Annotated in this window: 21 protein-coding genes; 10 read left to right on the forward strand and 11 right to left on the reverse strand. The window is 71.4% G+C overall.

Going from position 1 to position 25,594, the window contains the following annotated elements:
• Together ACYF6T_RS05230 and ACYF6T_RS05235 are read left to right on the forward strand one after the other, a co-directional pair.
• The gene (locus ACYF6T_RS05230) at positions 1-1,488 is read left to right on the forward strand and encodes a substrate-binding and vWA domain-containing protein (RefSeq protein ID WP_461694181.1); all 1,488 of its coding nucleotides are present in this window, start codon (positions 1-3) and stop codon (positions 1,486-1,488) included.
• A complete protein-coding gene (locus ACYF6T_RS05235; protein ID WP_461693787.1) occupies positions 1,475-2,077 on the forward strand; it encodes a hypothetical protein in 603 nt (200 codons plus the stop codon). Before ACYF6T_RS05230 ends, ACYF6T_RS05235 begins: the two co-directional genes overlap by 14 nt.
• A 185-nt stretch (positions 2,078-2,262) precedes the next feature.
• Here the strand turns inward: ACYF6T_RS05235 and ACYF6T_RS05240 are convergent, their stop codons facing one another.
• The gene (locus ACYF6T_RS05240; RefSeq protein WP_461693788.1) at positions 2,263-4,086 is read right to left on the reverse strand and encodes a phosphoenolpyruvate carboxykinase (GTP); all 1,824 of its coding nucleotides are present in this window, start codon (positions 4,084-4,086) and stop codon (positions 2,263-2,265) included.
• A 342-nt stretch (positions 4,087-4,428) separates the two neighbouring features.
• Between ACYF6T_RS05240 and trhA the strand changes: the two genes are divergently transcribed.
• The 4 genes from trhA (at position 4,429) to ACYF6T_RS05260 (ending at position 8,231) form a co-directional block, all read left to right on the forward strand.
• Positions 4,429-5,175: a PAQR family membrane homeostasis protein TrhA gene (trhA, locus tag ACYF6T_RS05245; protein ID WP_461693789.1), complete on the forward strand. Its 747-nt coding sequence runs from the start codon at positions 4,429-4,431 to the stop codon at positions 5,173-5,175.
• Between the two features lie 117 nt (positions 5,176-5,292).
• Positions 5,293-6,843, forward strand: coding sequence for an MFS transporter (locus ACYF6T_RS05250; protein ID WP_461693790.1), 1,551 nt, complete (start codon positions 5,293-5,295; stop codon positions 6,841-6,843).
• A 5-nt stretch (positions 6,844-6,848) separates the two neighbouring features.
• Positions 6,849-7,481: a TetR/AcrR family transcriptional regulator gene (locus tag ACYF6T_RS05255; RefSeq protein WP_461693792.1), complete on the forward strand. Its 633-nt coding sequence runs from the start codon at positions 6,849-6,851 to the stop codon at positions 7,479-7,481.
• Between the two features lie 33 nt (positions 7,482-7,514).
• Positions 7,515-8,231, forward strand: a complete 717-nt coding sequence (locus ACYF6T_RS05260; protein ID WP_461693794.1) for a Mut7-C RNAse domain-containing protein — start codon at positions 7,515-7,517, stop codon at positions 8,229-8,231.
• Here the strand turns inward: ACYF6T_RS05260 and ACYF6T_RS05265 are convergent, their stop codons facing one another.
• The 6 genes from ACYF6T_RS05265 to ACYF6T_RS05290 form a co-directional block, all read right to left on the reverse strand.
• Positions 8,232-10,646: a galactose oxidase-like domain-containing protein gene (locus tag ACYF6T_RS05265; protein WP_461693795.1), complete on the reverse strand. Its 2,415-nt coding sequence runs from the start codon at positions 10,644-10,646 to the stop codon at positions 8,232-8,234.
• Positions 10,643-11,815 carry a glycosyltransferase gene (locus tag ACYF6T_RS05270; RefSeq protein WP_461693797.1) on the reverse strand — a complete coding sequence of 391 codons (1,173 nt, stop codon included), beginning with the start codon at positions 11,813-11,815 and terminating at the stop codon, positions 10,643-10,645. Before ACYF6T_RS05270 ends, ACYF6T_RS05265 begins: the two co-directional genes overlap by 4 nt.
• Positions 11,812-13,458 (reverse strand): ArnT family glycosyltransferase, encoded by a 1,647-nt coding sequence (locus ACYF6T_RS05275; RefSeq protein WP_461693799.1) that lies wholly within the window; start codon positions 13,456-13,458, stop codon positions 11,812-11,814. Before ACYF6T_RS05275 ends, ACYF6T_RS05270 begins: the two co-directional genes overlap by 4 nt.
• Positions 13,455-14,723: a glycosyltransferase gene (locus ACYF6T_RS05280; RefSeq protein WP_461693800.1), complete on the reverse strand. Its 1,269-nt coding sequence runs from the start codon at positions 14,721-14,723 to the stop codon at positions 13,455-13,457. The genes ACYF6T_RS05275 and ACYF6T_RS05280 overlap by 4 nt, the downstream gene beginning before the upstream one ends.
• A 192-nt stretch (positions 14,724-14,915) precedes the next feature.
• Positions 14,916-16,943, reverse strand: a complete 2,028-nt coding sequence (locus tag ACYF6T_RS05285) for a thioredoxin domain-containing protein (protein ID WP_461693801.1) — start codon at positions 16,941-16,943, stop codon at positions 14,916-14,918.
• Positions 16,924-17,550, reverse strand: a complete 627-nt coding sequence (locus ACYF6T_RS05290) for an ArsR/SmtB family transcription factor (RefSeq protein ID WP_461693803.1) — start codon at positions 17,548-17,550, stop codon at positions 16,924-16,926. The genes ACYF6T_RS05285 and ACYF6T_RS05290 overlap by 20 nt, the downstream gene beginning before the upstream one ends.
• A gap of 90 nt (positions 17,551-17,640) precedes the next feature.
• Here ACYF6T_RS05290 and ACYF6T_RS05295 point away from each other — a divergent pair, with 90 nt between their 5' ends.
• Both ACYF6T_RS05295 and ACYF6T_RS05300 read left to right on the forward strand, forming a co-directional pair.
• On the forward strand, positions 17,641-17,898 hold the full coding sequence (locus ACYF6T_RS05295) for a hypothetical protein (RefSeq protein WP_461693805.1): 258 nt from the start codon (positions 17,641-17,643) through the stop codon (positions 17,896-17,898).
• Between the two features lie 77 nt (positions 17,899-17,975).
• Complete coding sequence (locus ACYF6T_RS05300; protein ID WP_461693806.1) at positions 17,976-21,179, forward strand: tetratricopeptide repeat protein; 3,204 nt, start codon at positions 17,976-17,978, stop codon at positions 21,177-21,179.
• A gap of 66 nt (positions 21,180-21,245) precedes the next feature.
• On the opposite strand, the gene ACYF6T_RS05305 is transcribed toward ACYF6T_RS05300, so the two are convergent.
• Together ACYF6T_RS05305 and mca are read right to left on the reverse strand one after the other, a co-directional pair.
• Positions 21,246-21,491, reverse strand: a complete 246-nt coding sequence (locus ACYF6T_RS05305) for a hypothetical protein (RefSeq protein ID WP_461693808.1) — start codon at positions 21,489-21,491, stop codon at positions 21,246-21,248.
• A 12-nt stretch (positions 21,492-21,503) separates the two neighbouring features.
• Positions 21,504-22,376: a mycothiol conjugate amidase Mca gene (mca, locus tag ACYF6T_RS05310; protein ID WP_461693809.1), complete on the reverse strand. Its 873-nt coding sequence runs from the start codon at positions 22,374-22,376 to the stop codon at positions 21,504-21,506.
• A gap of 127 nt (positions 22,377-22,503) precedes the next feature.
• Between mca and ACYF6T_RS05315 the strand changes: the two genes are divergently transcribed.
• Both ACYF6T_RS05315 and greA read left to right on the forward strand, forming a co-directional pair.
• Positions 22,504-22,902, forward strand: coding sequence for a DUF4307 domain-containing protein (locus ACYF6T_RS05315; RefSeq protein ID WP_461693810.1), 399 nt, complete (start codon positions 22,504-22,506; stop codon positions 22,900-22,902).
• A gap of 178 nt (positions 22,903-23,080) precedes the next feature.
• Positions 23,081-23,581, forward strand: a complete 501-nt coding sequence (gene greA / locus ACYF6T_RS05320) for a transcription elongation factor GreA (protein WP_461693811.1) — start codon at positions 23,081-23,083, stop codon at positions 23,579-23,581.
• A 79-nt stretch (positions 23,582-23,660) separates the two neighbouring features.
• Here greA and ACYF6T_RS05325 read toward each other — a convergent pair whose 3' ends face one another.
• Entirely contained in the window at positions 23,661-24,518 is an 858-nt protein-coding gene (locus ACYF6T_RS05325) for an ABC transporter permease (protein WP_461693813.1), read from the reverse strand.
• A complete protein-coding gene (locus ACYF6T_RS05330; protein WP_461693815.1) occupies positions 24,515-25,525 on the reverse strand; it encodes an ATP-binding cassette domain-containing protein in 1,011 nt (336 codons plus the stop codon). The genes ACYF6T_RS05325 and ACYF6T_RS05330 overlap by 4 nt, the downstream gene beginning before the upstream one ends.
• Positions 25,526-25,594 lie beyond the last annotated feature (69 nt).

A 25,594-nucleotide genomic window follows, 5' to 3' on the forward strand; every position in this document is an offset into this window, starting at 1 on the left:
CTGGCCGGCTGCTCCCCGGCGCGGCAACCCGACCCGGCCGCGGCCCGGCCCGGCACCCTGCGCGTCCTCGCCTCCAGCGAGCTCGCCGACATGACCCCGGTGCTGGAGCAGGTCCGCCGGGACACCGGCCTCACGGTCCGGCCCACCTACATGGGCACGCTCGACGCGGTGAGGCTGCTCGCCACGGGTGAGGCCGACGGACGGTACGACGCCTTGTGGCTGTCCTCGAACGACTACCTGCGCCTGCGTCCCGACGCGGCGAGGAAGGTGGTGTCCGAGACGCCGGTGATGTCCAGCCCGGTGGCGATCGGCGTGCGGACGGCCACCGTGCGGCAACTGGGCTGGAAGCCGGCCGAGGTCACCTGGTCCGACGTCGAACGGGCCGTCCGGGGCGGCCGGCTGACGTACGGCATGACCGACCCGGCGCGCTCCAACTCCGGCTTCTCCTCCCTGATCTCGGTCGCCTCCGCCCTCTCCGGCGCGCAGTCCGCGCTCACCGACGACGACGTGCGCAAGGCCACGCCCCGGCTGAAGGAGTTCTTCGCCGGGCAGCAGCTGACCTCCGGCTCCTCCGGCTGGCTGGCGGCGGCGTACACCAGGCGCGGGAACGTCGACGCGCTGCTCAACTACGAGTCCGTCCTCAAGGGCATCCCGGGCCTGACCGTCATCCGCCCCAAGGACGGCGTCGTGACGGCCGACTACCCGCTCTCCTCCCTCGCCGCCACGAGCGACGCCACCCGCGAGGAGGTGCGCCGGCTCACCGCGGACCTGCGCACCCCGGAGATCCAGCGGCTGATCACCGACCGCACGCACCGCCGCCCGGTCGTCCCCTCCGTCCGCCCCGCGGCCGGCCTCGACACCGACCGGCGCCGCGAACTGCCGTATCCCGGCAGCCTCTCCGTCGCCGACGACCTGCTCGCCTCGTACGAGAACAAGCTGCGCCGCCCCTCGCGGACCGTGTACGTCCTCGACACCTCGGGCTCGATGCGCGGCGACCGCCTCAGCCGGCTGAAGAAGGCGCTCTCCGCCCTCACCGGCGACTTCCGCGACCGGGAGGAGGTCACGCTGATGCCGTTCGGCTCGCAGGTGAAGAGCGTCCGCACGCATGTCGTGGACCCGGCCGATCCGCAGTCGGGCCTGAACGCCATCCGCCGGGACACCGAGGCCCTGTCCGCCGACGGGGACACGGCGATCTACACCTCCCTGGAGAAGGCGTACGAGCATCTGGGCACCGCCCGGGACGCGTTCACGTCGATCGTGCTGATGACGGACGGCGAGAACACGACCGGCGACAAGGCGGGCGACTTCGACGCCTTCTACCACTCGCTGGACGCGCCGCAGCGTCAGATCCCGGTCTTCCCCATCGTCTTCGGCGACTCCGACCGCGCCGAACTGCAGCACATCGCCGAGCTGACCGGCGGCCGTCTCTTCGACGCCCGGCAGGGCTCGCTGGACGGCGCCTTCGAGGAGATCCGTGGCTACCAGTAGGGTCCTGGGCTACCTGGAGTCCCGCAAGAACATCGCGGGCGGCGCGGCCGGGCTGGCGGGGCTGGTGCTGACGTTCGCCGGGGTGGCGGGGCCGTACTGGCCCGTGGTCGTGGCCGGTCTGTACGGCGCGGGTGCCCTCGTCGCCCCGCCGGAGCGGCCGGCGGTGCCGGACTTCCCGGACCCGACGGCCCAACTGGACGAGCTGCGCGCGGACTTCGGCCGGCTGGGCGGGTATCTGGCCCAGGTCGACCTGCCTCCGGCCGCCGCGGGCCGCCTCACCGAACTCACCGGCCTGCTCACGGCGTTGCTGGAACCCGGCTGGGTGACGGAGGTGCTCGCCCGGGACCCGGAGGGCGTGCACGCGCTGTCCCGGACCGTACGGCAGGACCTGCCCGAGGCGGTCGACAGCTACGTGCGCACGCGGTGGTGGTCCCGGATGACCCCGGGCTCCGAGCCTCCCGAGCGCCACCTGGAGCGGCAGTTGTCCCTGCTCCAGCGGGAGGCGGAAGCCCTGGCGACCGCACTGCGGGAGGCCGAGGCCCGCCGGCAGGAGACCCACACCCGCTACTTGGAGGAACGGTCGCCGTGACGGCGCTGTGTGCCCCGGCGGCGAAGGGCCCGCCGTGGTGCTTCCGTCGGGGCGGACGGAGACGCCACGGCAGGCCCACGAGCCACGCACGCCGTTGTACGCGGCCTCGCCGGCTGTCCCGCGGCCGGCCGTGACGATCACTGGTCAGGGCACATCCCAGCCGGCCGCGGAGTCCTCGTCGGACGTCAGCCCAGGCGCTCCACCAGCGCCCGGTACTCGTCCCACAGTTCCTTGGGCGTGTGGTCGCCGAACGTGTCGAGGTGCTCGGGGATGAGCCCGGCCTCCTCACGCCACACGTCCTTGTCGACGGTGAGCAGGAACTCCAGGTCGGACTCGGACAGTTCGAGCCCCTTGGTGTCCAGCGCCGCCGGCGTCGGCAGCACGCCGATCGGCGTCTCGACGCCCTCCGCCCTGCCCTCCAGCCGCTCCACGATCCACTTCAGGACGCGGGAGTTCTCGCCGAAGCCGGGCCAGACGAACCTGCCCTCGTCGTTCTTGCGGAACCAGTTGACGTAGTAGATCTTCGGCAGCTTGGACTGGTCCTTGTCCTTGGCCACGTCGATCCAGTGGGCCATGTAGTCGCCCATGTTGTAGCCGCAGAACGGCAGCATGGCGAACGGGTCGCGGCGCAGTTCGCCGACCTTGCCCTCGGCCGCCGCGGTCTTCTCGGAGGCGACGTTCGCGCCGAGGAACACCCCGTGGTTCCAGGTGAAGGACTCCGTCACCAGCGGCACCGCGGAGGCGCGCCGGCCGCCGAAGAGGATCGCGGAGATCGGCACGCCCTTGGGGTCCTCCCACTCGGGCGCGATGATCGGGCACTGCGAGGCCGGCACGGTGAAGCGGGCGTTGGGGTGGGCGGCGGGCTCCGGGGAGTCCGGGGTCCAGTCGCGGCCCTTCCAGTCGGTGAGGTGGGCCGGGGTCTCCTCCGTCATGCCCTCCCACCAGACGTCGTTGTCGTCGGTGAGGGCGACGTTGGTGAAGACGGAGTTGCCCCACAGGGTCTTCATCGCGTTGGCGTTGGTGTGCTCGCCGGTGCCGGGCGCGACGCCGAAGAAGCCGGCCTCGGGGTTGATGGCGTAGAGGCGGCCGTCCTCGCCGAACCGCATCCAGGCGATGTCGTCGCCGATCGTCTCGACGGTCCAGCCGGAGATCGTCGGCTCCAGCATGGCGAGGTTGGTCTTGCCGCAGGCGCTCGGGAAGGCGGCGGCGACGTACTTGGACTCACCGGTGGGCGGGGTGAGCTTGAGGATCAGCATGTGCTCGGCGAGCCAGCCCTCGTCGCGGGCCATCACGGAGGCGATGCGCAGGGCGTAGCACTTCTTGCCGAGCAGGGCGTTGCCGCCGTAGCCGGAGCCGTAGGACCAGATCTCGCGCGTCTCGGGGAAGTGCGAGATGTACTTGGTGGAGTTGCACGGCCAGGGCACGTCGGCCTCGCCCTCGGCGAGGGGGGCGCCCAGCGTGTGCACGGCCTTGACGAAGAAGCCGTCGGAGCCGAGCTCGTCGAGGACCGCCTGGCCCATGCGCGTCATCGTGCGCATGGAGACCGCGACGTAGGCGGAGTCGGTGATCTCGACGCCGATCGCGGACAGGTCGGAGCCGAGGGGGCCCATGCAGAACGGGACGACGTACATCGTCCGGCCCTTCATGGAGCCGCGGAAGATGCCCTTCTCACCGGAGAAGATCTCCCGCATCTCCGCGGGGGCCTTCCAGTGGTTGGTCGGGCCGGCGTCCTCCTCCTTCTCGGAGCAGATGAACGTCCGGTCCTCGACGCGGGCGACGTCGGTCGGGTCGGAGGCGGCGTAGTAGGAGTTGGGGCGCTTGATCGGGTCGAGTTTCTTGAAGGTGCCCTTCGCGACGAGCTCCTCGCACAGGCGCTCGTACTCGGCCTCTGATCCGTCACACCAGACCACGTTGTCCGGCTGGGTCAGTTCCGCGATCTCGTTGACCCACGAGATCAGTTCCTGGTGGTTGGTGGGGATCACGGTGGGAGCCGCGATGTCGCGCGCCACGATTGCTCCTAAATGAGGGATTTGTGATTTTGGAGGCCCCGTGGGGGCTGCGACCCGGATGCTGACTGGCTGGATCTTCAGCGCTCATCCGGTGCCGACCGCACTCATTTGATGATCCGAGTCGAGTGCCCATATGTCCAGAGGGCCTCACAAGTGAGCGGAGTGGGGATCGTCACGCCCCAGCGTGTTTCCGCGCGTGATTTTGCGTGCACGTTGAGTTCACCTGAAGCTTCTTTTGCCGGACACCCGGGCGCCCGGACGGCGTGAGATGATGGCCACTCTTCGCCAGTTCTCAGCCCGCACTCATCCGTAACTTACGGTTCCGTAGGTACGATGCCGGACATGACTGCGCCCGTCCCCGACGCCGCCAGGAACTCGCCGGCCGCCGGCCGCCGTCCCGAGGCGAGCTCGATTCCGCACCAGATCAAGCACCACGCCCAGCAGCTCGCCGAACCCATCAAGCCGAAGCTGCGCGGCTGGCTGCACCTCGGCATGTTTCCGGCCGTCCTGATCGCGGGCCTGGTGCTCACCGCCCTCGCCGACTCCCCCCGCGGCCGCATCGCCTGCGGGATCTACGCCCTGACGGCCTGCCTGCTGTTCGGCGTGAGCGCGCTGTACCACCGGGGCAGCTGGAGCCCGCGGATGGACGGCGTCCTGCGCCGACTGGATCACGCCAACATCTTCCTGATCATCGCGGGCACCTACACCCCGCTGACGATGCTGCTGCTGCCCGGCGCGAAGGGCCAGTGGCTGCTGTGGGGCATCTGGGGTGCGGCCGCCGCGGGGATCGTCTTCCGCGTCTTCTGGGTCGGCGCCCCGCGCTGGCTCTACACGCCCTGCTACATCGCGATGGGCTGGGCGGCCGTCTTCTTCCTGCCGGACTTCATGCGCACCGGCGGCATCGCGGTACTGGTCCTGGTGATCGTCGGCGGCCTCCTCTACAGCGCGGGCGGCGTGATCTACGGCATCAAGCGACCCAACCCGTCACCGCGCTGGTTCGGCTTCCACGAGGTCTTCCACTCCTTCACGCTGGCCGCGTTCGTCGTCCACTACGTCGGCATCTCCCTGGTGGCGTACCAGCACGCGTAACACCGCACCGCACCGCAGGGCCACGGCTGCACAGCCGTGGCCCTTTTTGCATGCCGAAAACGATCGAACGCCGATGCCGATTGACAGGAACTACATTTTGAGAGTTACTTTCATTTCATGGTTACTACCACTCCTGATCCTCGCCGCTGGTGGGCCCTGGGCGCCCTGGTCGCGAGCATGCTCACGCTCGGCTTCGACACGACGATCCTCAACGTGGCGCTGCCGACCATGGCCGCCGACCTCGGCGCCACCACCGGCCAGCAGCAGTGGATGGCGGACGCGTACATCGTCGTGTTCGCCGCGCTGATGCTCCCCGCCGGACTCCTCGGCGACCGGTTCGGACGGCGCCGGATGCTGGTCGCCGGACTCGGCGTCTTCCTCGCCGGTTCGCTGATGGGCGCCCTGGCCGGCGACGTGAACTGGGTCGTCGCGGCCCGGGCGTTCATGGGCGTCGGCGGCGCGCTGGTCACCCCGCTCGCGCTGTCCGTGCTGCCCTCGCTGTTCGGCCCCGAGGAGCGCGCCAAGGCCGTCGGCATCGCCTCGGCCGCCTCCGCGCTCGGCCTGCCGCTCGGCCCGATCATCGGCGGCTGGCTGCTGAACCACTGCTGGTGGGGCTCGGTCTTCCTGGTCAACGTCCCGATGGCGGCGATCGGCATCGCGGCCTGCGTCTTCCTGCTCCCCGAGACCAGGGACCCCGCCTCCCCCACGGTCGACGCGCTCTCCACGGCGCTCACCGCGACCGGCCTCGGCGCCCTCATCTACGCGATCATCGAGGCACCCGACCGCGGCTGGGACGACGCGCTGGTGCTGGGGACGTCCGCCGCCGCCGCGGTGCTGCTCACCGCGCTGGTGCTGCGCGAGCGGCGCGCGGCGCGTCCCATGCTCGACATGTCGCTGCTGGCACAGCGCGGCTTCCTGTTCAACACGCTCGCCGCGACCCTGGTGATGTTCGTCATGTCCGGCCTGCTGTTCGTGCTGCCGCAGTACCTCCAGGCGGTCCTCGGCCACGACGCCTTCGGCACCGGGCTGCGCCTGCTGCCGATGATGGGCGGACTGATGGTCGCCGCCCGGGGCGCCCAGCCGCTGGTCGCGAAGTTCGGCTCGCGGGCCGTGGTCAGCGCCGGCCTGGTGATCCTGGCCTTCGCCGCGCTGCTCGGCAGCCGTACGACGACCGGCTCCGGCTACGGCTTCACCGCGCTGTGGCTGTCGGTCACCGGCTTCGGGTTCGGCTTCTCGTTCGTGCCCGCGATGGACGGCGCCCTCGGCGCCCTGCCGCGCGACCGGGCCGGCAGCGGCTCCGGCCTGCTGATGACGCTGCGCCAGGTCGGCGCCGCCATCGGCGTCGCCGTGCTCGGCAGCCTGCTCGCCGGCGTCTTCCGTGACCGCCTCGACGTGACGGGGCTGCCCGCGCGGGCCGCCGACACCGCCGGGGACTCGGTCGTCGCCGCCCACCTGATCGCCGAGAAGGCGCACTCGGCGCACCTCGCCGCCTCCGCGAACAGCGCCTACGTCCACGGCATGGACGTCGTCCTGCTGGTGTGCGGCATCGCGGCGCTCGTCGCGGCCCTGCTGGCGGCCGCCCTGCTGCCGAAGCCGGCAGCACCCGTTCCGGCCGCCGATCCCACCGATCCCGCCATGGCCGCCCGGGCCGCGGATGCCCGACAATGAACCCCATGACGGCCGCACACTCCCCCCTCTCCCCCGCCGACCGCCCCCGGCTCGGCCTGCGCGAACGCAAGAAGATCAAGACCCGCGAGGCGATCCGCGCCGCGACCTACGGGCTGGTCAGGGAGCAGGGATACGACGCCACGACGATCGAGCAGATCGCCGAGCGCGCCGAGGTGTCGCCGTCGACCGTCTTCCGGTACTTCCCGACCAAGGAGGACATCGTCCTCACGGACGAGTACGACCCGCTGATGGCCGAGGAACTGCGCAACCGGCCCGCGGACGAGCCGTTCACGGACTCGGTGCGGCACATCATGCGCAGGGCCATCACGCTCACCATGGCGCAGGACCCCGAGATGATCCGGATGCGGGCCCATCTCGGGGTCACCGTCCCCGCCGTGCGCTCCCGGATGTTCGAGAGCATGTCGGCAACCGGGCGCCTGCTGCGCACCGCCCTCGCCGAGCGCTCCGGTCTGGACCCGGACTGCCTGGAGGTGCGCGTCTACGCGATGTCCCTCATCGGCGGTCTGATGGAGGTCTCCATGTGCTGGGCGGAGAACGGCTTCGAGGGCGAGCTGACGGACTACATGGAGCGCGCCCTGGACGTCATGGAACACGGCCTGCCCACGAGAAAGTCCTGAGCCCGCCGGTCCCGCCCGTGCCATCCTGACCGGGTGAACGGTCCCGAGATCAACGTCGAGTTCGCCCACGAACTGGCCCTGTTCGTCCAGCGCGACCGGCGGCGCACCCTCGTCACCGACGGCGTCTCCTCCCTGGGGCACGTCGTCGAGTCGGCCGGCGTCCCGCTCACCGAGGTCGGGACGCTGTGGGTCGACGACCACGAGGTGCCGGCGTCGTACGTCCCCGCCGCCGGCGACTTCGTCCGGGTACGGCCCGTCGAGCGCCCCCAGCGGGTCCCCGGCGCTCCCCTGCGCTTCCTCCTCGACGTCCACCTCGGCACCCTCGCCCGCCGGCTGCGCCTGCTGGGCGTCGACACGGCGTACGAGTCGACCGACATCGGCGACCCCGCCCTCGCCGCCCGCTCGGCGGCCGAGCGGCGCGTCATGCTCAGCCGCGACCGGGGCCTGCTGCGCCGCCGGGAACTGTGGGCCGGCGCCTACGTCTACAGCACCCGCCCCGAGGAGCAGCTCAGGGACGTCCTGGACCGCTTCCGTCCCGAACTGCGGCCGTGGACGCGCTGCACCGCCTGCAACGGCCTGCTGCGGGAGGCCACCAAGGAGGAGGTGGCGGACCAGTTGCAGGGCGGGACGCAGCGCTCGTACGACGTCTTCGCGCAGTGCCGGGAGTGCGGGCGCGCGTACTGGAAGGGCGCGCACCACGAGCAGCTGGTGGCCATCGTGGAACGCGCCCTGGCGGAGTTCGCGCGGTAGCTAGTTCCTGCGCAGATCGCCCCTTCCGCAGGCCGTCCCGTCCTTGTCCGGGTCGAGGCCGAGCGGGTCGTCCCGGCCGTTGACCTTCAGGCGGCCGTAGTCGTTCTTCTTCAGCCAGGCGCAGCGCGCGGCCGTCGTCTTCCTCACGCCCTTGGGGAAGGCGGTCGGCACGCACACGTTGACGGAGCCGTAGTGCCGGTCGCAGCCGGAGACCGTCACCGGCACCGGCTGCGAGGTGCGCTTCTTCCCGGGCCCGGTCACCTTGCCGGAGAGGGCGTCGGCGAAGGCGTGGACGTGCGCGTCGGCGGTGTCGGCGCTCAGGGCCGCCGGGCCCTGCAGATGGACCCACTTGGCCACCGACGGGACGCCGTTGGCGTCGACCGCGAAGAGCATGTACCAGCCGGGCGGGGCGAGGTCGGGGTTGTTCGTCACGTTCAGGTCGACGTTGTCGCCGTCCACGGACAGCGGCAGGTCGACGAACCGCTGGTTGGGGTCGGAGGAGTGGGTGACGGCGGCCGGGCGGATCAACTCGGCCTTGACGACGGGGTGGTCGACGGTGATGCGCTGGGTGGTGCCGTAGGTCCACTCGGTGTCGATCAGCGAGGTGATCACCGGGCGCTCGCCCTTGAGGAGGTAGGGCGGGGTGTAGATCGACACGTTGTGGTTCCAGGTGCCGTTGCCCGGGTTGTCGCCGGTGGCCATCACCCGGCCGTCCGGGAGCAGGAACGCCGACGAGTGGTAGCCGCGCGCCTCGGGGTCGGCGGCCACCGGGTCGAAGGTGTTGGTGGCGGGGTCGTAGAGGGAGGACTCGTGGACGGGGTTGGCGCGGTTGTGCAGCGCGCCGCCGGTCTCCAGCACCGTGCCGTCGGGCAGCAGTACGGCGGAGACGTACATCTTGCCCTGGCCGCCGGTCTCGGCGACCGGTCCGTTGCCGAGGTCCACCGTGCCCTGCGGGATCAACGGGCCCGCCGTGTAGGCCGGGTTGGCCTGCTTCAGGTCGATCACGTCGGTCAGGCGGTTCGCGTCCGGGTTGGAGTCGATGTTGCCGCCGCCGATGGTGAGGACCTTCTGGTCCTGCGCCGGCGGCAGCAGCACGCTCGCCGACTGGTCGCGCTGGTCCTTGTTCTGCAGCCCCGGGACCTGCGTGATCGTGTTGGCGTCGTAGTCGTAGACCGCCGCGCCGGTACCGGGGATGTTGTTGCCGAAGACATGGCTGCCGGAGTAGAAGAGGCGGCCGTCCTGCATCAGGATCATCGACGGGTACAGGCCCCAGTACGACCAGGTCTGGTTGACCTGCGACAGCGACAGCCACTTCTGCTGCGCGTCGGACCAGTACTCCGCGGTCACCGAGCCGGTGGAGTCCTCGCGCAGGCCGCCGAAGGAGATGACGTCACCGTTGCCGAGCTCGGTGGCCGACGGGTACCAGTGGCCGTCGTTGAGGTCGTTGGTCTTGGTGTAGGTCTCGGTGGCCGGGTCGAAGACGTACGAGTCCTTGAAGCCCTCGTAGCCGTGCGAGCCGTCCGCCGCCGGGAAGGCCTTGTTGCCGCTGAGGACCAGGACCCGCCCGTCCTGGAGCTGGATGTGCCCGGCGCAGAACATGTCCTTCGGCGTGGGGATGATCTTGTAGGTGCCGTCGGCCGGGTTGTAGACGGCGCTCGTGAAGGTCCCGGCGGCGAAGTTCTCCTCGCTGTTGCCGGAGCCGGCGATCAGCAGCACCTTGCCGTTGTTCAACACGACGGAGTGCATGGAGCGCACGGGGTTCTGGGTGGGCAGCACGTCCCAGCGGCCGTTGGCGCACTCGTCGGCCGTGCCCGTGCAGGTGGCGGGCGGTACGGGGGCGGTGACCTGCTCCATGGTGTAGTCGTCGGTGGTCGCCGAGCCGGTGCCGTACACGGAGACGCCCCAGGTGATCCGGTCGGTGCCGGCCGGGACCTCGGGGGTGCGCACCGTGGCCTGGGTCCAGCTGCCCTGCATCTCCAGCGTCTTGAGGTCGGTCCAGTACTGCCAGCCGGCGGTGCCGTCGTGCCGGAAGAGGGTGATGTTGGCGTCCGGCGTGGTCGTCTTGTACCAGAGGCCGAGGTCGTACTGCCGGCCCGGCGTCACCACGGGCGCGCAGGCCGCGGACTCGGTGATCAGCGCCTTGCGGTCGCCGTCGACGCGCCGGGTGAGCGTGACCTTCATGGCCTTGGCGCCGCTGTGGGCGTCGCTCGTCGTGTCGAAGGTGAAGTCGTTGTCGCCCCAGCCGGACCTCTCCCAGCAGGCGGGCATCCCGTCGCCGCCGCCGGTCTCGAAGCCGGGGTTGGTGACCAGGTTGGCGGCGGAGGCGGACGGGGGCGCGCCCAGGAGGAGGGCGCAGGTGAGCGCGCCCACCCCCAGCAGGGCGGTTCTCCTGCGGTGTCTCGTGCGGGGTCTCATGCGGTGCTCCTTGCTGCACGGCTCCTGCGGGGCAGGTACACCAGCGCCTCGGTGCCCACGAAGCGCAGGACGAACGTCGTCACCAGCGCCAGCGCGGTGGCCGCGAGCACGCCCATGCCGAAGCGGCTCACGAACACCGCGATCAGCGGGATGCGCAGCACCAGGTCGGCGTTGGCGAGCAGCGCGAACCGTCCGGCGCGGTCCCACCAGCGCCGGTGGCGGCGGCGGTCGCGGAAGAGCAGGTGCTCGATGAGGAGGAAGTTCCAGGCGACGCCGAGCTGGTTGGCGAGGATCTCGGCCGGTACGTAGTGCAGGCCGACGCCGGTGAGGGCCCACAGGGCGAACAGGTTCGGGGCGAAGCCGCTGGCGCCGATGAGCCCGAAGCCGACCATGCGGGCGACCGGGGAGGCGGTGCGCAGGCCGGCCAGGTGGCGCAGGAAGCGCAGGCCCTCCCGCGCGGAGGACTTGGACTCGCCGGCGAACCGCTCCTGGAAGACGAACGGCACCTCGGTGACCTGCCGCAGACGGCTGCGCACCGCCAGCTCCAGGAGGATCTTGTAACCCAGCGGCCGGAGCGTCTCGGCGGCCACGCAGCTGCGCCGGATGGCGAAGAAGCCGCTCATCGGGTCGCTGATGCCGTGCAGGCGGCGCGGGAAGAGCGACTTGGCCAGCCAGGTCGCGCCGCGCGAGACGGCCACCCGGTAGCCGCCGGCCAGCCCGGCCCGGCTGCCGCCCTCGACGTAGCGGGAGGCGACCACGAGTTCGGCGTGCGCACGCTCGCCGGTGGCCACCAGCTCCGGTACCAGGGACGGCGGATGCTGGCAGTCGCCGTCCATGACGACGACCCAGTCCGCCCCGGCCGCCCGCAGCCCCTCCACGACGGCGCCGCCGAGCCCGCCCACGGGGTCGTCGCGGTGCAGGACGGTGACCGGGAAGGGGCAGTCGCGGGCCGCCTCGCGGATGACCTCGGGGGTGTCGTCGGTGGAGTCGTCGACGAAGACGACCTCGCAGGGCAGCCTCGCGGGCACCGACTCGGTGATCTGGTGCAGGAGTTCGCGGATGTTGGCGGACTCGTTGTACGTCGGCACGACGATGGTGACGGCGCCGGGTTCCGGGATCTCGGTGGCGCGGAGGCCGGGGACGGGCGCGGTGTACTCGTGGCTGCTCATCGGGCGCCTCCACTGGCGGTGATCCGCCTGATCTCGATCCGGTCCGCTCCGGTGCCGAAGGTGGCGACCGGCGCCGAATGGGCGAGCGCCGCCCCGACGTTGGGCAGGTCCACCGCGTCGCGCCGCACGGTCGGGGAGGCGACGACGTAGTCGAGGTCCCGCCAGCCGCGCGACATGGTCCTCGTCACGGCGGGGTCGAGGTCGGCCTTGTAGAACCAGATGACGCCGGTCCCCGGCCGGTACCCGTCGTGCACCAGGTCCAGCCAGAGGGCGTCGTCGACGAGGACGCGGGTGTCCTCGGGGTCCGCGACCTCGGTGGCCAGCCAGCGGGCGGCGGCCCGGTAGGGGGCGTTGGCGTCGGCGGTCAGGGCGGTGCGGTCGCCGTCGTACCACTTCGGTACGACACAGGCGCCGGCCGCCAGGGCGAGGACGGCGGCGAGCGCGTACCGGCCGGCCGTCCACCGGCGCCGCTCGCCGGGGCGGCGCCCTCGGCGCAGGACGGCGTGGGCGACGGAGGCGGTGCCGCCGGCGAGGACCAGGGCGAGGAACGGCAGCGCCTGGATGACGTACATGGCGGGCAGGTAGCCGTTGGGACGCAGGGCGAGCGCGGTCAGGATCGCGACGGTGAGGGCGGGTCCGGCCAGGGCGCGGGCGGTGACCGACCAGCGCCAGGTGACCACCAGCAGCAGCGCGCCGGCGAGGCCGCCGAGCGGCAGGATGCGGTCGTAGTAGAGCCACGAGTGCAGCACGCCCCACGAGCCGGAGCCCTCGTGCAGGATGAAGCCCGAACCGGGTCTGGTCATCTGGTACGTGACCCCCTCCCAGAGCGAGACGTGCCCGCCGCCGGGCAGCAACTCGCCCTTGAGCAGGGCGAAGAGAGGGTAGCCGAGACCGATCAGCGCGCAGGCGGTGACGGCGCCGGTGAGGGCGAACTTCCGGGTGTCGCGGTGGCTGTGGCGCCACATGGTGACGAACAGGGCCGGCAGGACGACGAGCATCGTCTCCTTGGTGAGCACGGCGGTGGCGGCCGCGAGCCCCGCCCCGAAGTGGTGCCACAGGTGCCGGCTCGGGGAGGCGGCGAGGGTGAAGGCGAGGAGCGTCCACATCACCGCGAGGTTGTCCAGGAAGATCTCGCGCTGTAGCACGACCGACAGCGGGGAGAGGCCGAACAGGGCCATGGCGAGTCCGGCGGCCCAGCGGGGCAGCGCGAGGCGCCGGGCGAGGACGTAGACGAGGACCGCGCTGATCGCGGAGACCACCAGCATGACGGCGCGCATGGTGCCGACGGTCATGGAGCCGGGGCTGATCCAGGACGGGATCCAGGTGAACAGGGCGAGCTGGATCCAGCCCAGGGGCGGGTGGTCGTACCAGTACGTGTAGTGGGCCAGGCCCCGGCCCTGCTGGACCGCCCAGGCCTGGGCGAGGTAGGTGCCCTCGTCGTCGCTGAGGGTCGGGTAGTCGGCGATGTTCCAGCCCTGCACGACGAGGATCGCCACCAGGAGCGCGCCGCACAGCAGCAGGTCGGGGCGGGAGGAGCGGAGGCGGGCCGGCGGGGCCGTCCGAGCGGCCGGACCGGTTTTCGGCGCAGGCGGATGCTGCGCGGTGACCGTGGCAGGGGTCACCGCGGGAAGGGTGGAGGTCACGCGGGGACGTCCTCTCGGATCGCTTCGGCGGTGGGCAGGTGCGCGCCGACGTGCGTGGTCAACTCCCAGTCGGTCCGGCCGCGTTGCTCACGCCATACGGCGCGGATCGCGGCCCCGGCGAGGAGGACCTGGTAGAAGGGGCCGCCCACGACGAGCTTGGCGTAGTGGACGGGGCGGACGCGCAGGCCGTACTGCTTGCCGAAGTCGTGCAGGCCGACCACCTCGAAGACGAAGGTGACCGCCGCGGTGACCAGCGGCAGGAAGGTGAGGAAGGCGATCCCGACGGGCACGTCGAGGAAGAGCGCGACCGCCGCGTTGAGCGGGATGACGACACCGGAGAAGGCCTGCAGGAACGGCGTCATCAGGGTGTAGCGGGCCAGCAACCGCTGCCCGAAGCCCGGGAGTCGGCGCCAGTCGCGCTTGCGGTAGACCTGCAGGAAGCCCTGGTTCCAGCGGGTGCGCTGCTTCAGCAGCGACATCAGCGTGCCCGGGGTCTCCTCCCGGGTCACCATGTCGGAGTCGTAGGCGACGACGACCTTCTTGCCGGCGCTGGACAGCCGCACGCCGAGGTCGCAGTCCTCGGCGAGGCAGTCGTCGTCCCAGCCGCCGGCCTCGCGCAGCACGTCGGTGCGGACGAAGACGGTGTTGCCGCCGAGCGGGATGAACCCCTTCTGCGCGTGCAGGTGCAGGCGGGAGCGGAACCAGAAGAAGTACTCCAGGCAGTTGCGCAGGGAGTACCAGCTGGAGTGGAAGTTGATGAGCTGCACACCGCCCTGGACGACGTCGGCGTGGGTCGTGCGGAAGGCGTGGTCGACGTGCGCGAGGAGTTCGGGATGGACCTGGTCCTCGGCGTCGAAGACCCCGACGACGGCGCCGCGGCAGTGCGGCAGCGCCGTGTTCATGGCCTTCGGCTTGTTCTTCTTGTCGTGGGTGTCGACGACGACCCGCACGCGGGCGTCGCGTTCGGCGGCCCGGCGGGCCACCTCCGCGGTCTCCGGGTCGTCGTGTCCGACGATGACGATGATCTCGAAGTCGGTGTGGCTGGACTCCAGCAGCCGCTGGATGGTGTGGTCGAGCACCGCCTGTTCGTGCCGCGCGGGCAGCAGCAGCGAGAAGGAGACGTGCCCGTCGCCGTCGGGCCGGCCGAAGCGGGTGGACGCGAGCACTTCCGGCGTGCGCCAGGCGTGCATCTGCCACCACAGGGTGAACGCCGCCATCCAGAACAGGGCCAGTGAGACGGCAGCGATGAATACGGACGTGAGCAAGAAGATCCCCCCAGATCCCGAAAGCCCCCTGTCGCGACAGCGAGTGACTCCTGCCGCGTTTCTGTGGAGACGTTAGGGGGGGTCTGTGAAGCCCACGGGCCGCTTCAGTGAAGAGCGCGTTTCATCCCAACAGCCCTCCAGAGCGCACAATTCGACCGCCGGTCGCGCCCACGGCTCCGGAAGCCCGCGGTTTCACCTGTTCAACGCGGTGCGCAGGTCCTCCGGATCGGTGGTCGGGGCGTCGCAGGTGAAGTTACGGCAGACGTACGCCGTGGGCAGTCCCTGCCGCAGGGGCCGGTCGGCGAGCAGCGGGAACTCGTCACTGTCCGCGGTCCCCACGGCGACCACCGCGCCGGGGGCGGTGCCCAGAAGTGCCGTACGGTGCAGGGCTTTTGTCGCCTCGTCCGTCAGGGACGGCCCGACGATCGCGACCTCCCGCGGCCCGTCGAGATACGCCTCCGCGACGGCCAGCCCCCAGCCGATGAACCGCGGCACCCGCGGCCCGAGCGCCTTGACCACGCCGAGCGCCTTCCCGGCGGCGGTGCGGTGGGGCTCGGCGCCGGTCTGGGCCGCGTAGCCCAGCAGGGCGCCCGCGGCGGCGCTCCAGCCGGACGGCGTCGCGTTGTCCGTCGGGTCCTGCGGCCGGCGGATCAGCTTCTCGGCGTCGGCGGCGGTGTCGTAGAGCGAGCCGGAGTCGTCGGTGAAGCGGGTCAGGACGTGGTCGAGGAGGAGTCCGGCGAAGTCCAGCCAGACGCCCTCGCCGGTGACGGACGCGAGCGCGAGGAACCCCTCGGCGACGTCGGCGTAGTCCTCCAGCACGCCCGCGTTGGCGCCCGCCCTGCCGTCCTTGCTGGTGCGGACGAGCCGGGCGTGCTCGTCCAGGTGCAGTCGTACGAGGAGATCGGCGGCGGCGGTGGCGGCCTCGACCAGGTCGGGGCGGTCGAAGTAGGCGCCGGTCTCCGCGAGGGCGGCGATCGCGAGGCCGTTCCAGGCGGCGACGACCTTGTCGTCCCGGCCGGGAGCGGGGCGCCCGGCACGCCGGGCCAGCAGCCGCGCCCGCACGGAGGCGATGCGGTCGGCGTCGAACACGCCCTCCTGCTGCGGCAGTTGCAGCACCGACTGGCCGTGCTCGAAGGTGCCCTCCTCGGTGACGCCGAAGTACTGCGCGGCGAGTTCGGCGTCCTCGGCGCCGAGCGCCTCGGTGAGCTGCTCGGGCGTCCACACGTAGTACGCGCCCTCCACGTGCCGCCCGCTGCCGTCGTCGCTGTCGGCGTCCAGCGCGGAGGCGAACCCGCCCTCGGGCGTGCGCAGTTCGCGGACCATGAAGTCGGCGGTCTCCAGCGCCACGCGGCGCGCGAGATCGGAGCCGGTGGCCCGCCACAGGTGCGCGTACACGCGGCACAGCAGGGCGTTGTCGTAGAGCATCTTCTCGAAGTGCGGCACCACCCACGCGCGGTCGACGGAGTAGCGCGCGAACCCGCCGCCCAACTGGTCGTAGATCCCGCCGCGGGCCATGCGCTCACAGGTGTCCCGCGCCATCTGCAGCGCGCCCTCGGATCCGGTGCGCGCGTGGTGGCGCAGCAGGAACTCGATCACCATGGACGGCGGGAACTTGGGCGCCCCGCCGAATCCGCCGCGCTGCGGGTCGTACTCGCGGGTGAGGCCCAACAGCGCCTGCGCGAGCTGCTGTTCACCGGGGGCGTCGGCGTCGCCGTAGGAGATCTCGCGTCCGGCGAGGTCGCGCACGATCTTCTCCGCGACCTCCGCGACCTCCTCCCGCCGCTCGCTCCACGCCTGATGGACGCCTTGCAGCACCTGCCGGAAGGACGGCATGCCCTGGCGGGGCGCGGGCGGGAAGTAGGTGCCGAAGTAGAAGGGTTCGGCGTCCGGGGTGAGGAAGACGGTCATGGGCCAGCCGCCCTGGCCGGTGGCGGCCTGGACGGCCTCCATGTAGACGGCGTCGACGTCGGGGCGTTCCTCGCGGTCGACCTTGACGCTGACGAAGTGCTCGTTGAGGAAGTCGGCGGTGGCCTGGTCCTCGAAGGACTCGTGGGCCATGACATGACACCAGTGGCAGCTGGAGTACCCGACGCTCAGCAGGACGGGTTTGTCGCTCTTCCGGGCCTCGTCGAAGGCCTCGGCCGACCAGGGCCACCAGTCGACGGGGTTGTCGGCGTGCTGGAGCAGGTACGGGGACGTCTCATGGGCCAGTCGGTTCACCCTTCCACTCTCCCACGGGCTCGGGAGCGGCGTAGAAACGCAGGTTCACGTGGCGCGCCCCCTCGGGTGCGTCCTCCGGGGCGTGGCCGTAGCGGTCGAGGAGGTCCTGATAGGCGCGGACGAAGGCGTGCAGGTCCTCCTTGGTCATCCAGGTGCCGGTGCGCTGGACCTGGGCCCAGCCGGCCGGGCCGCGGTACTCCTCGTGGGCGCGGCGGAACAGCCGGGTGTCCATCTCGATCTTCAGCAGGGCGAGTTGCTCGGCCGCCGCGTACTCCTCCGCGGGCATGGCGGCGGGGTCGGGGGTGGTGTGGCGGAACGGCAGCGAACGCCACCAGCGTTCCCGGCCGCCGGACTTCTCCGGGATCTCCTCGATGAGCCGCTGCTCGGCGAGTTTGCGCAGGTGGTAGCTGGTGGTGCCGGAGCTCTCGCCGAGTTCGCGGGCGAGCACGGTGGAGTTCGCCTCACCGTGCCGGGCGAGGTAGTCGAGGATCCGGCGGCGCAGGGGGTTGCCGAGGGACTTGTAGAGGGCGGTGCGTTCGAGGCTGGTCGGTTCGGGGGCGGGGGCGGGTGGTTCGGGGGCGGCGGGGTCGGGGAGGCCGTCGGTCATGCGGTCACGGTAACCCCGAGGACCCTGAGAGATCCCTGATGTCCGCCGAATTTCCTTTGCAGAGATTTCTCTGCGGTCTAGAGTGGGCGCATGCGAACGAAATGGACGTTGATCCTGCTGGCCGCAGCCGCGGTGACGCTCGTGCCGTGGATGGTGGTGCTCGGCCTGACGCTCCCGGCCGACACGGAGGTGCGCAACTGGCCCCTGGCCTGGATCGGCCTGGACGTCCTGATGGCGGCCGGCTGCGCGGCGACCGCCCTGCTCGGCTTACGCGGTGACCCGCGCGTGCGCCTCACGGCGTCTGCGTCCGCCTCGCGGTGGGCGGGCGCCGTACCGGGCACTGAGTGATCGCCGCACCCTCGCGCTCCCGGCCCGCCCGAAGGACACTCTTAGGCAATGCAGTTGCCGCAGGAGGGGGACGTGACATGCGGGACAGCCATCGGGCGGAAGCCGAACGGCTGTTGGCCCGGGCCGTGGAGGAGGAGGTACGGCGCTCCGGTGGCCGCACGGACGCGGGGGTGCTGCTGTCGCGGGCGCGCGGGGCGCTGGACGCGATGGCGCAGACGGCCGCCGAGGAGTACGCCGCCTACACACGCGCACTGGACGAGGCGGAGGCCGGCCGGCTCACCTTCGCGCAGCGGTACGCCAAGGAGGGCGCCGGCACCCCCGTGCTGGTGGCGGTCGTCGCCGCCCTCGCCGCGGTCGTCGCCGACCTGGCCCTCGGCACCGACGCGGGCACGGCGTTCGGCGCGGGCGTCACCGTCGGGGTGGTCGGCGCCGCGGCGACGGTCGTGAAGGTGGCCGGCTCCCATCTGCCGGCCGCGCACCACCGCGCCGGCGCCGCGAGCCAGCCCGGCGGACCCGAGCAGCTGCGGTTGCAGTGGCTGACGGCGCTGGAGGTGCGCGGCATCCGTCCCTTCCTCGACCAGCAGCGCGTCCTGGCCGCCTCCACCGGCCCGAAGAAGACGGGCCCGCAGCTGCGCGGCGCGGACAAGAGCGCGGCGGCCCGCGGGCGCAGCGTGCTGGCCCAGTCCTTCGCCCAGCTCCCGGAGCCGGGCGGGGTGTTCGCGGGCCGCCGGCAGGAGCTGGCGCGGATCCGGCAGTGGGTCCAGGCATCCCGCGCCAGCACCCGGACCCGCCCGACGGTCGTGGTGCTGCACGGCGCTCCCGGCAGCGGCCGTACGACACTCGCCGTCCGCGCCACGCACGAGCTGAAGGACTACTTCCGCGGCGCCTGCGTGGTCGACCTGCGCGGCGGCAGCCCGGAGGAGGAACCGCTGCCCACCCGGGACGCCCTGCTGCACCTGCTGAACCGGCTCGGGGCGCCGCGCGAGCAGTTGCTCTTCCGCGAGCGGTCCTCCCCCGACCAGCAGGTCAAGCGGCTGAGCGAGCTGTACCACCAGCATCTGACGGGGCTGCCGGTCACCATCGTCCTGGACGACGCCTCGGATCCGGAGCAGGTCCGCACGCTGGTCCCCGAGCGCTCCGACAGCCTGGTCCTGGTCACCGCCCGGGAGCCCCTGGAGCTGCCGTCCGATCTGCAGGCGTGGGTGCACCAGTTGCCGGTGGAGGCACTGGACGCGGCGGGCGCCGAGGAGCTGCTGGCAGCGGCGGCGCAGGACAGCTCCGGGCCCTACGACGCGGAAGCGGCGACGCGGGTGCGGGAGTTGTGCGGCGGGCTGCCGCTGGCGCTGCGCATCGCGGGCTCCTCGCTGGGCCCGCGTTCACCGCGCGGGCTGGCCACGGACCTGGGGGCGTACGGCCCCGTCGAACCGGTCGAACGCGTGCTGTGGCTGCGCTACACCGACCAGTCCGAGCCGGCCCGCCGCCTGCTGCGCCGGCTGGCCCTGGCGGGGCGCGCCTCGCTGGGGGCCGCGGCGGCGGCCTCCCTGCTGGCGACCGACGAGTCCGAGGCGCGGCGCCACCTGACCGCGCTGACCGACGCCGGCCTGATCGACCACGTGCGCGGCAACCGCTACCGGCTGCACGACCTGGTGCGGGCCTTCGCGCAGGCCCGCCTCCTCGACGAGGAGGACCCGGCCGAGCGCACGGCGGCGCAGGAGCGGCTGATCGTGAACTACGCCGACCTCGCCGACTCGGTGCTGCGCCTGGTCGACGGCAACATGTCGACGCGCTCGGACCGGTTCAGCCCGCACGGCTTCACCTCCCTGGACGAGGCGCTGCGCTGGCTGGACGACGAGTCGAGCTTCATCACCTCCACGCTGCGGCACGCGGAGGGCGTCGACCAGGCGGCGGTGCTGAGCCTGCTGGGCGCGCTGTGCGACTACTGCCTGCTGCGCGGCGACCTGTACCGCCTGGGCGAGATCAGCGAGCTGGCGCAGGCCGTGGACCAGGGGCTGCTGGTGCGCTCGGTGCAGTGGCGCACGGGTATCGCGGCCCGTCAGCTGGGCGAGCTGGACAAGGCCCGCACGACGCTGGCCTCGGTCGTCGAGCTGTACCGGGACGCCCACCACGACGCCGGCGCGGCCCGTGCCCTGGGCTCGCTCGGCATCACCCTGCACCACCAGGGCAACCTCACCGAGGCCGCGGCCAAACTCCGCGAGGCGCTCGCCCTGCAGTCGGCGCCGGAGCTGGAGACGGACCGCGCCTGGACGATGCACGCGCTGGCGGCGGTGGAACGCGACCGCGGCCGGGTCGCCGAGTCGCTGCGCCTGCTGACCGAGTCCCTGGTGCTGCACCGCGCCGGCGAGTCCGTGCACGGCGAGGCCTGGGCGCACTTCCAGCTCGGCCAGCTCTCCTTGCGCAGGGGCGACGTCCCGCGCGCGGAGTCGGAGCTGCGCGCGGCCCTCGACCGGTACGGCCGCACCCATGACGCCCGCGGCGAGGCCTGGGCGCTGACCCAGCTGGCCCGCGCCCGGCTGGTCGCCGGCGACCCCTCGCCCGCGGTGGACGGCCTGCGCCAGGCGGCGGCCCGCCACCGGGAGAACGAGGACGCGCGCGGCGAGGCCTGGACGATCTACTACCTGGGCCAGGCGCTGGAGGAGACCGGCAACCTGGATCTGGCGGTGCGCGAGCTGGAGCGCTCACGGACGATGTTCTCCCGGATGCGGGACGTCTACGGCCTGGCCTGCGCCCGCCACCACTCGGCCCGCGTCACCCGCGACCAGCGGGCGGCCCAGACCGGCTCACTGCGCAACTCCGGCTTCGCCCGCCAGCTGCTGGTCGACGCCCGCGCCGACTTCCAGCGCATCGGCGTGGCGCACGGCGAGGCGTGGACCTGCCTGGAGCTGGCGGTGGTGGAGGCGGGCAACGCCCGTACGCAGCAGGCGCTGACGCTGTGCGACGACGCGACCACCCTGTTCACGTCGTACGGCGACCGCCGCGGCGAGGACTGGTCCCGTTTCCTGCGCTGCACGCTGCTTCCCTACGCCGCCCCCGGCGGCGTGGAGGTGGGCACGGCGGTGGCCCAGCAGGACCTGGCGGAACTGACCCGCACCGGCCACCCCCTGCGCGACGAGAAGCTCGACGACTACGTCCACGCCTACGCCCTGCTGCTGGAACGCGGCGTGAACCTGGAGGCGGGCTGGCAGGCGTGGCGCCTGGGCATGGTGCCGAGCCGCCACGCACGGGAGGTCATGGGGGTGGCGGTGGAGGCTTCGTCCCGGTGACGACGGCGGTGGCGGGGGCGGCCGGCTTCCGGCCCGCTCGCCCCCGCTGCCGCTCCGCTCGGGGGTTCAGCCCTTCGCGGGCGAGCCCTCGGCCGGGTTCTTCTCGGACGCCTCCGGGTCGGCCGCCTCCTTGAAGTCGACCTTGCCCATGTGCTTGTTCATGGACTTCATCAGGCCCCACACCGCCAGGGCCATCACCGCGAAGACGATGAAGCCGAGGACGCCGGGGGTGACCTTGTTCTCGTCCACCTCCTTGGCGAGGGGGACGAGGTGCGTCATTGCCAGGCTCGCGCTTGCGCTCATGTCAGGCATTGTCCCTCAGGGTCAGCGGATGCCCGCAAAGAGGTCGTCCTCCGGGAGGGAGGTGTCCACGAGCGACTTCGCCAGTTCGTACTCCTCCGTCGGCCAGACCTCCTTCTGGATCTCCATCGGGACCTTGAACCAGCCACCGTCGGGGTCGATCTGGGTGGCGTGCGCGATCAGCGCCTTGTCGCGGATCTCGAAGAAGTCGGCGCACGGGACGTGCGTGGTCAGCGTCCGCTCGGTGCGCTCGAACTCCGCCCAGCGCTTGAGCCAGTCCCCGTAGGGAGACTCCATGCCGCGCTCCAGCAGGGCGTTGTGCAGCGCCTCGGTGCGGGGGCGGTTGAAGCCCTGGTTGTAGTACAGCTTCTGCGGCTGGTACGCCGGGCCGTACTCGTCCTCCGGGTACTTCTCGGTGTCCGCCGCGCCCTCGAACGCCACCATCGAGATCTTGTGGGTCATGATGTGGTCGGGGTGCGGGTAGCCGCCGTTCTCGTCGTAGGTGGTGATCACCTGCGGGCGGAACGAGCGGATCTTGCGCACCAGTTCCCCGGCCGCCTTGTCCACGTCCTCCAGGGCGAAGCAGCCCTCGGGCAGCGGCGGCAGCGGGTCGCCCTCGGGCAGGCCGGAGTCGACGAAGCCGAGCCACTCCTGCTTCACGCCCAGGATCTCGCGGGCCTCGTCCATCTCCTTCTTGCGTACCTCGTGGATGTGCTCCTCGATGTACTTGTCGCCCTGCAGCTTCGGATTGAGGATGGAACCGCGCTCCCCGCCCGTGCAGGTCACGACCAGCACGTCCACCCCCTCGGACACGTACTTCGCCATGGTGGCCGCGCCCTTGCTCGACTCGTCGTCGGGGTGGGCGTGCACGGCCATCAGTCGCAGCTGGTCAGTCAAGACTCAATCCTCGGTAAGTCGGCGCCCGGTGTGACAAGGCGCGATCGGCGGCTTCTATAGTGACCGAATCGGGAGGCGAATAATTCCGGGCCCGTCCTCGGAAGCCCCCCTCGCGGAAAGGACGATCATGAGTACGGCGAGCACGCGGCTGCCCGAGGGCCGCTACGGCCGCTCCTCGGACGAGCGCGCCGACCGCAAGCTCAAGATCGCCGGTGCCGTGCTCGGCGCCCTGCTGCTCGCGCTGGTCGGCTACTTCGCCTACCACTACGTGGGCCAGAACAAGATCAGCGCCGAGGTCATCACCTTCGACGCCTCCCAGGACGCGGTGAAGATCCACCTGGAGGTCCGCAAGGACGCCGACGCCCGCGGCTACTGCACCCTGCGCTCCCAGGCCGCGGACGGCTCCGAGGTGGGCCGGGCCGACTTCCGCTTCGACGGGCACGCGACCCGCATCGACAAGGTCGTCACGCTCCGTACGACGTCCCGGGGCACCACGGCCGAGCTGCTCGGCTGCCACGCGGACTGACGACGCCCGGCGCCGGTCGCAATACCTGGCCTCCGACCTGCGCCGACATGATTCTGATGGCTTATGTCCTCCCCCTTGCGCCGCTGAATTGTTAGGCTCGTGGTTTCGCCCATCCGTGAAGGAACATTCTTCTGGGTAGGGCGATGCTTTGTATTCCCAGTACCTACGAGGAGCACCTGTGACCCAGACCAGCGAGAACGTCACCTGGCTGACTCAGGAGGCGTACAACAAGCTCAAGGACGAGCTTGAGTACCTTACTGGTCCCGCGCGCACGGAGATCGCCGCCAAGATCGCGGCCGCGCGCGAGGAGGGCGACCTGCGTGAGAACGGCGGGTACCACGCGGCCAAGGAAGAGCAGGGCAAGCAGGAGCTCCGTGTGCGCCAGCTGACCCAGCTCCTGGAGAACGCGAAGGTCGGCGAGGCTCCCACCTCGGCCGACGGCGCGGTCGCGCCCGGCATGGTCGTCACGATCGCCTTCGACGGCGACGAGGACGACACCCTGACCTTCCTGCTCGCCTCCCGCGAGTACGCCAGCGCCGACATCGAGACCTACTCGCCGCAGTCCCCGCTGGGGGCCGGCGTGATCGGCCACAAGGTCGGCGAGGACGCGGAGTACGAGCTGCCCAACGGCAAGAAGGCCTCCGTGCGGATCCTGAAGGCCGAGCCGTACAACGGCTGACCCGGCCGTACGGCGGCTGACCCGCCGCCCCACGTGCCCCTGACCTGCCCCCGGCGCCCCCGTGACGCCGGGGGCGTCGTCATGCCGTGGCCGAGCGGTACTTGCGCACCGCGAGGGTCCTGAAGACGACGATGATCAGCGCCGAGTAGATCAGCGAGGCCCACACCGGGTGCTGCATGGGCCAGGCGTCCGACTGCGACTGGCCCGGGTTGGCGAACAGCACACGGCACGCCTGCGCGGTGGCGCTGAAGGGGTTCCACTCGGCGATGTGACGCAGCCACGGGGTCATGTGGCTGGTGTCCACAAACGCGTTCGAGATGAACGTCACCGGGAACAGCCAGATCAGCCCGCTGGAGGTGGCCGCCTCCGGGGTGCGCACCGACATGCCGATCAGGGCGCCGATCCAAGTGAAGGCGTACCCGAGCAGGAGCAGCAGGCCGAAGGCGGCGAGCACCTTGCCGGCGTTGGTGTCCCCGTCCGACCCGACGCGCCAGCCGACCAGCAGGGCGACCACGGCGAGGACCACCAGGGTCAGGGCCGTCTGCACCAGGTCGGCGAGGGTGCGCCCGGTCAGCACCGCCCCGCGCGCCATGGGCAGCGAGCGGAAGCGGTCGATGAGCCCCTTGTGCATGTCGTCGGCGATGCCGGCGCCGGAGCTTGCGGTGGCGAAGGTGACCGTCTGCGCGAAGATGCCCGCCATCAGGAAGTTCTTGTAGTCGGTGGCGCTGGTGCTGCCGCCGATCTGCATGGAACCACCGAAGACGTAGGTGAACAGCACCACGAACATGATCGGCTGGATCAGTCCGTAGATGATCATCTCGGGGATGCGCGACATGCGGATCAGGTTGCGCTTGGCGACGACCATCGAGTCCCGGAAGGACTGGCTGACGGGGTTCGCGGCCGGCGCGATGCGCACGGCGTCGGTGACGGCGCTCACTTGGCGGCCTCCTTCTTCTGTCCGCGCCCCTTGGGCTCGGTGTCCTCGTCGCCGCTGTCGTCCTCGGCCTCGGCCACATGCCCTGTCAGCGACAGGAACACGTCGTCGAGGGTGGGGCGGCGCAGGCCGATGTCGTCTATCTCGATGCCGCGGACGTCCAGCTCGCGGATGACCTCGGCGAGCAGCTTGGCGCCGCCGGTGACCGGCACGGTGAGCTTGCGGGTGTGCTGCTCGACGGTGACCTCGCCCTTGCCGAAGCCGCCGAGGACCTCGCGGGCGGTCGGGATGTGCTCGCGCTCGTGGACCACGACCTCGACGCGCTCGCCGCCGGTGCGGGCCTTGAGCTGGTCGGAGGTGCCGCGGGCGATGACGCGGCCGTGGTCGACGACCGCGATGTCGTGCGCGAGGTGGTCGGCCTCTTCGAGGTACTGGGTGGTCAGCAGCAGGGTGGTGCCGCCGGAGACGAGCTGTTTGATGACCTCCCACAGCAGTTGCCGGTTGCGCGGGTCGAGGCCGGTGGTCGGCTCGTCCATGAACATCACCGGCGGGGAGACGACCAGGGCGGCGGCGAGGTCGAGCCGGCGGCGCATGCCTCCGGAGTACGTCTTCGCGGGGCGGTCGGCGGCGTCGGCGAGATCGAACTGTTCGAGCAGCTGGACGGCCCGGGCCTTCGCGTCCTTCGCCCTCATCTGGTACAGCTGACCGACCATCTGGAGGTTCTCCCGGCCGGTCAGGTACTCGTCGACGGCGGCGAACTGGCCGGACAGGCCGATGGAGCGCCGTACCTCGTTCGGTTGCCTGAGCACGTCGAGGCCGGCGACGACGGCCCTGCCGCTATCCGGTTGCAGCAGGGTCGTCAGACAGCGGACAGTGGTCGTCTTGCCCGCGCCGTTCGGCCCGAGCAGGCCCAGGACGGTGCCCTCGGGGACATCGAGGTCGACGCCGTCCAGAGCCTTGACGTCACCGAAGGTCTTCACCAGACCTTCGGCATAGATGGCGCCTGGCATGTGAGTCTCCACGTCGTCGGGGATTCTTCGGAAAGCCTGGGTTTGCGCGTTTTGTTCCGCCTGATGGAC

The sequence above is a fragment of the Streptomyces sp. 7R007 genome (assembly GCF_054850255.1).

Bases quoted from the DNA above. Each gene is read 5' to 3' on its own strand.
- ACYF6T_RS05255 (WP_461693792.1), top strand. From the start codon at position 6,849: ATGACGGCCGCACACTCCCCCCTCTCCCCCGCCGACCGCCCCCGGCTC.
- ACYF6T_RS05290 (WP_461693803.1), bottom strand. From the start codon at position 17,550: ATGACCGACGGCCTCCCCGACCCCGCCGCCCCCGAACCACCCGCCCCC.
- ACYF6T_RS05300 (WP_461693806.1), top strand. From the start codon at position 17,976: ATGCGGGACAGCCATCGGGCGGAAGCCGAACGGCTGTTGGCCCGGGCC.
- ACYF6T_RS05330 (WP_461693815.1), bottom strand. From the start codon at position 25,525: ATGCCAGGCGCCATCTATGCCGAAGGTCTGGTGAAGACCTTCGGTGAC.
- ACYF6T_RS05315 (WP_461693810.1), top strand. From the start codon at position 22,504: ATGAGTACGGCGAGCACGCGGCTGCCCGAGGGCCGCTACGGCCGCTCC.
- ACYF6T_RS05270 (WP_461693797.1), bottom strand. From the start codon at position 11,815: ATGAGCAGCCACGAGTACACCGCGCCCGTCCCCGGCCTCCGCGCCACC.
- ACYF6T_RS05295 (WP_461693805.1), top strand. From the start codon at position 17,641: ATGCGAACGAAATGGACGTTGATCCTGCTGGCCGCAGCCGCGGTGACG.
- trhA (WP_461693789.1), top strand. From the start codon at position 4,429: ATGACTGCGCCCGTCCCCGACGCCGCCAGGAACTCGCCGGCCGCCGGC.
- ACYF6T_RS05305 (WP_461693808.1), bottom strand. From the start codon at position 21,491: ATGCCTGACATGAGCGCAAGCGCGAGCCTGGCAATGACGCACCTCGTC.
- ACYF6T_RS05250 (WP_461693790.1), top strand. From the start codon at position 5,293: ATGGTTACTACCACTCCTGATCCTCGCCGCTGGTGGGCCCTGGGCGCC.
- ACYF6T_RS05265 (WP_461693795.1), bottom strand. From the start codon at position 10,646: ATGAGACCCCGCACGAGACACCGCAGGAGAACCGCCCTGCTGGGGGTG.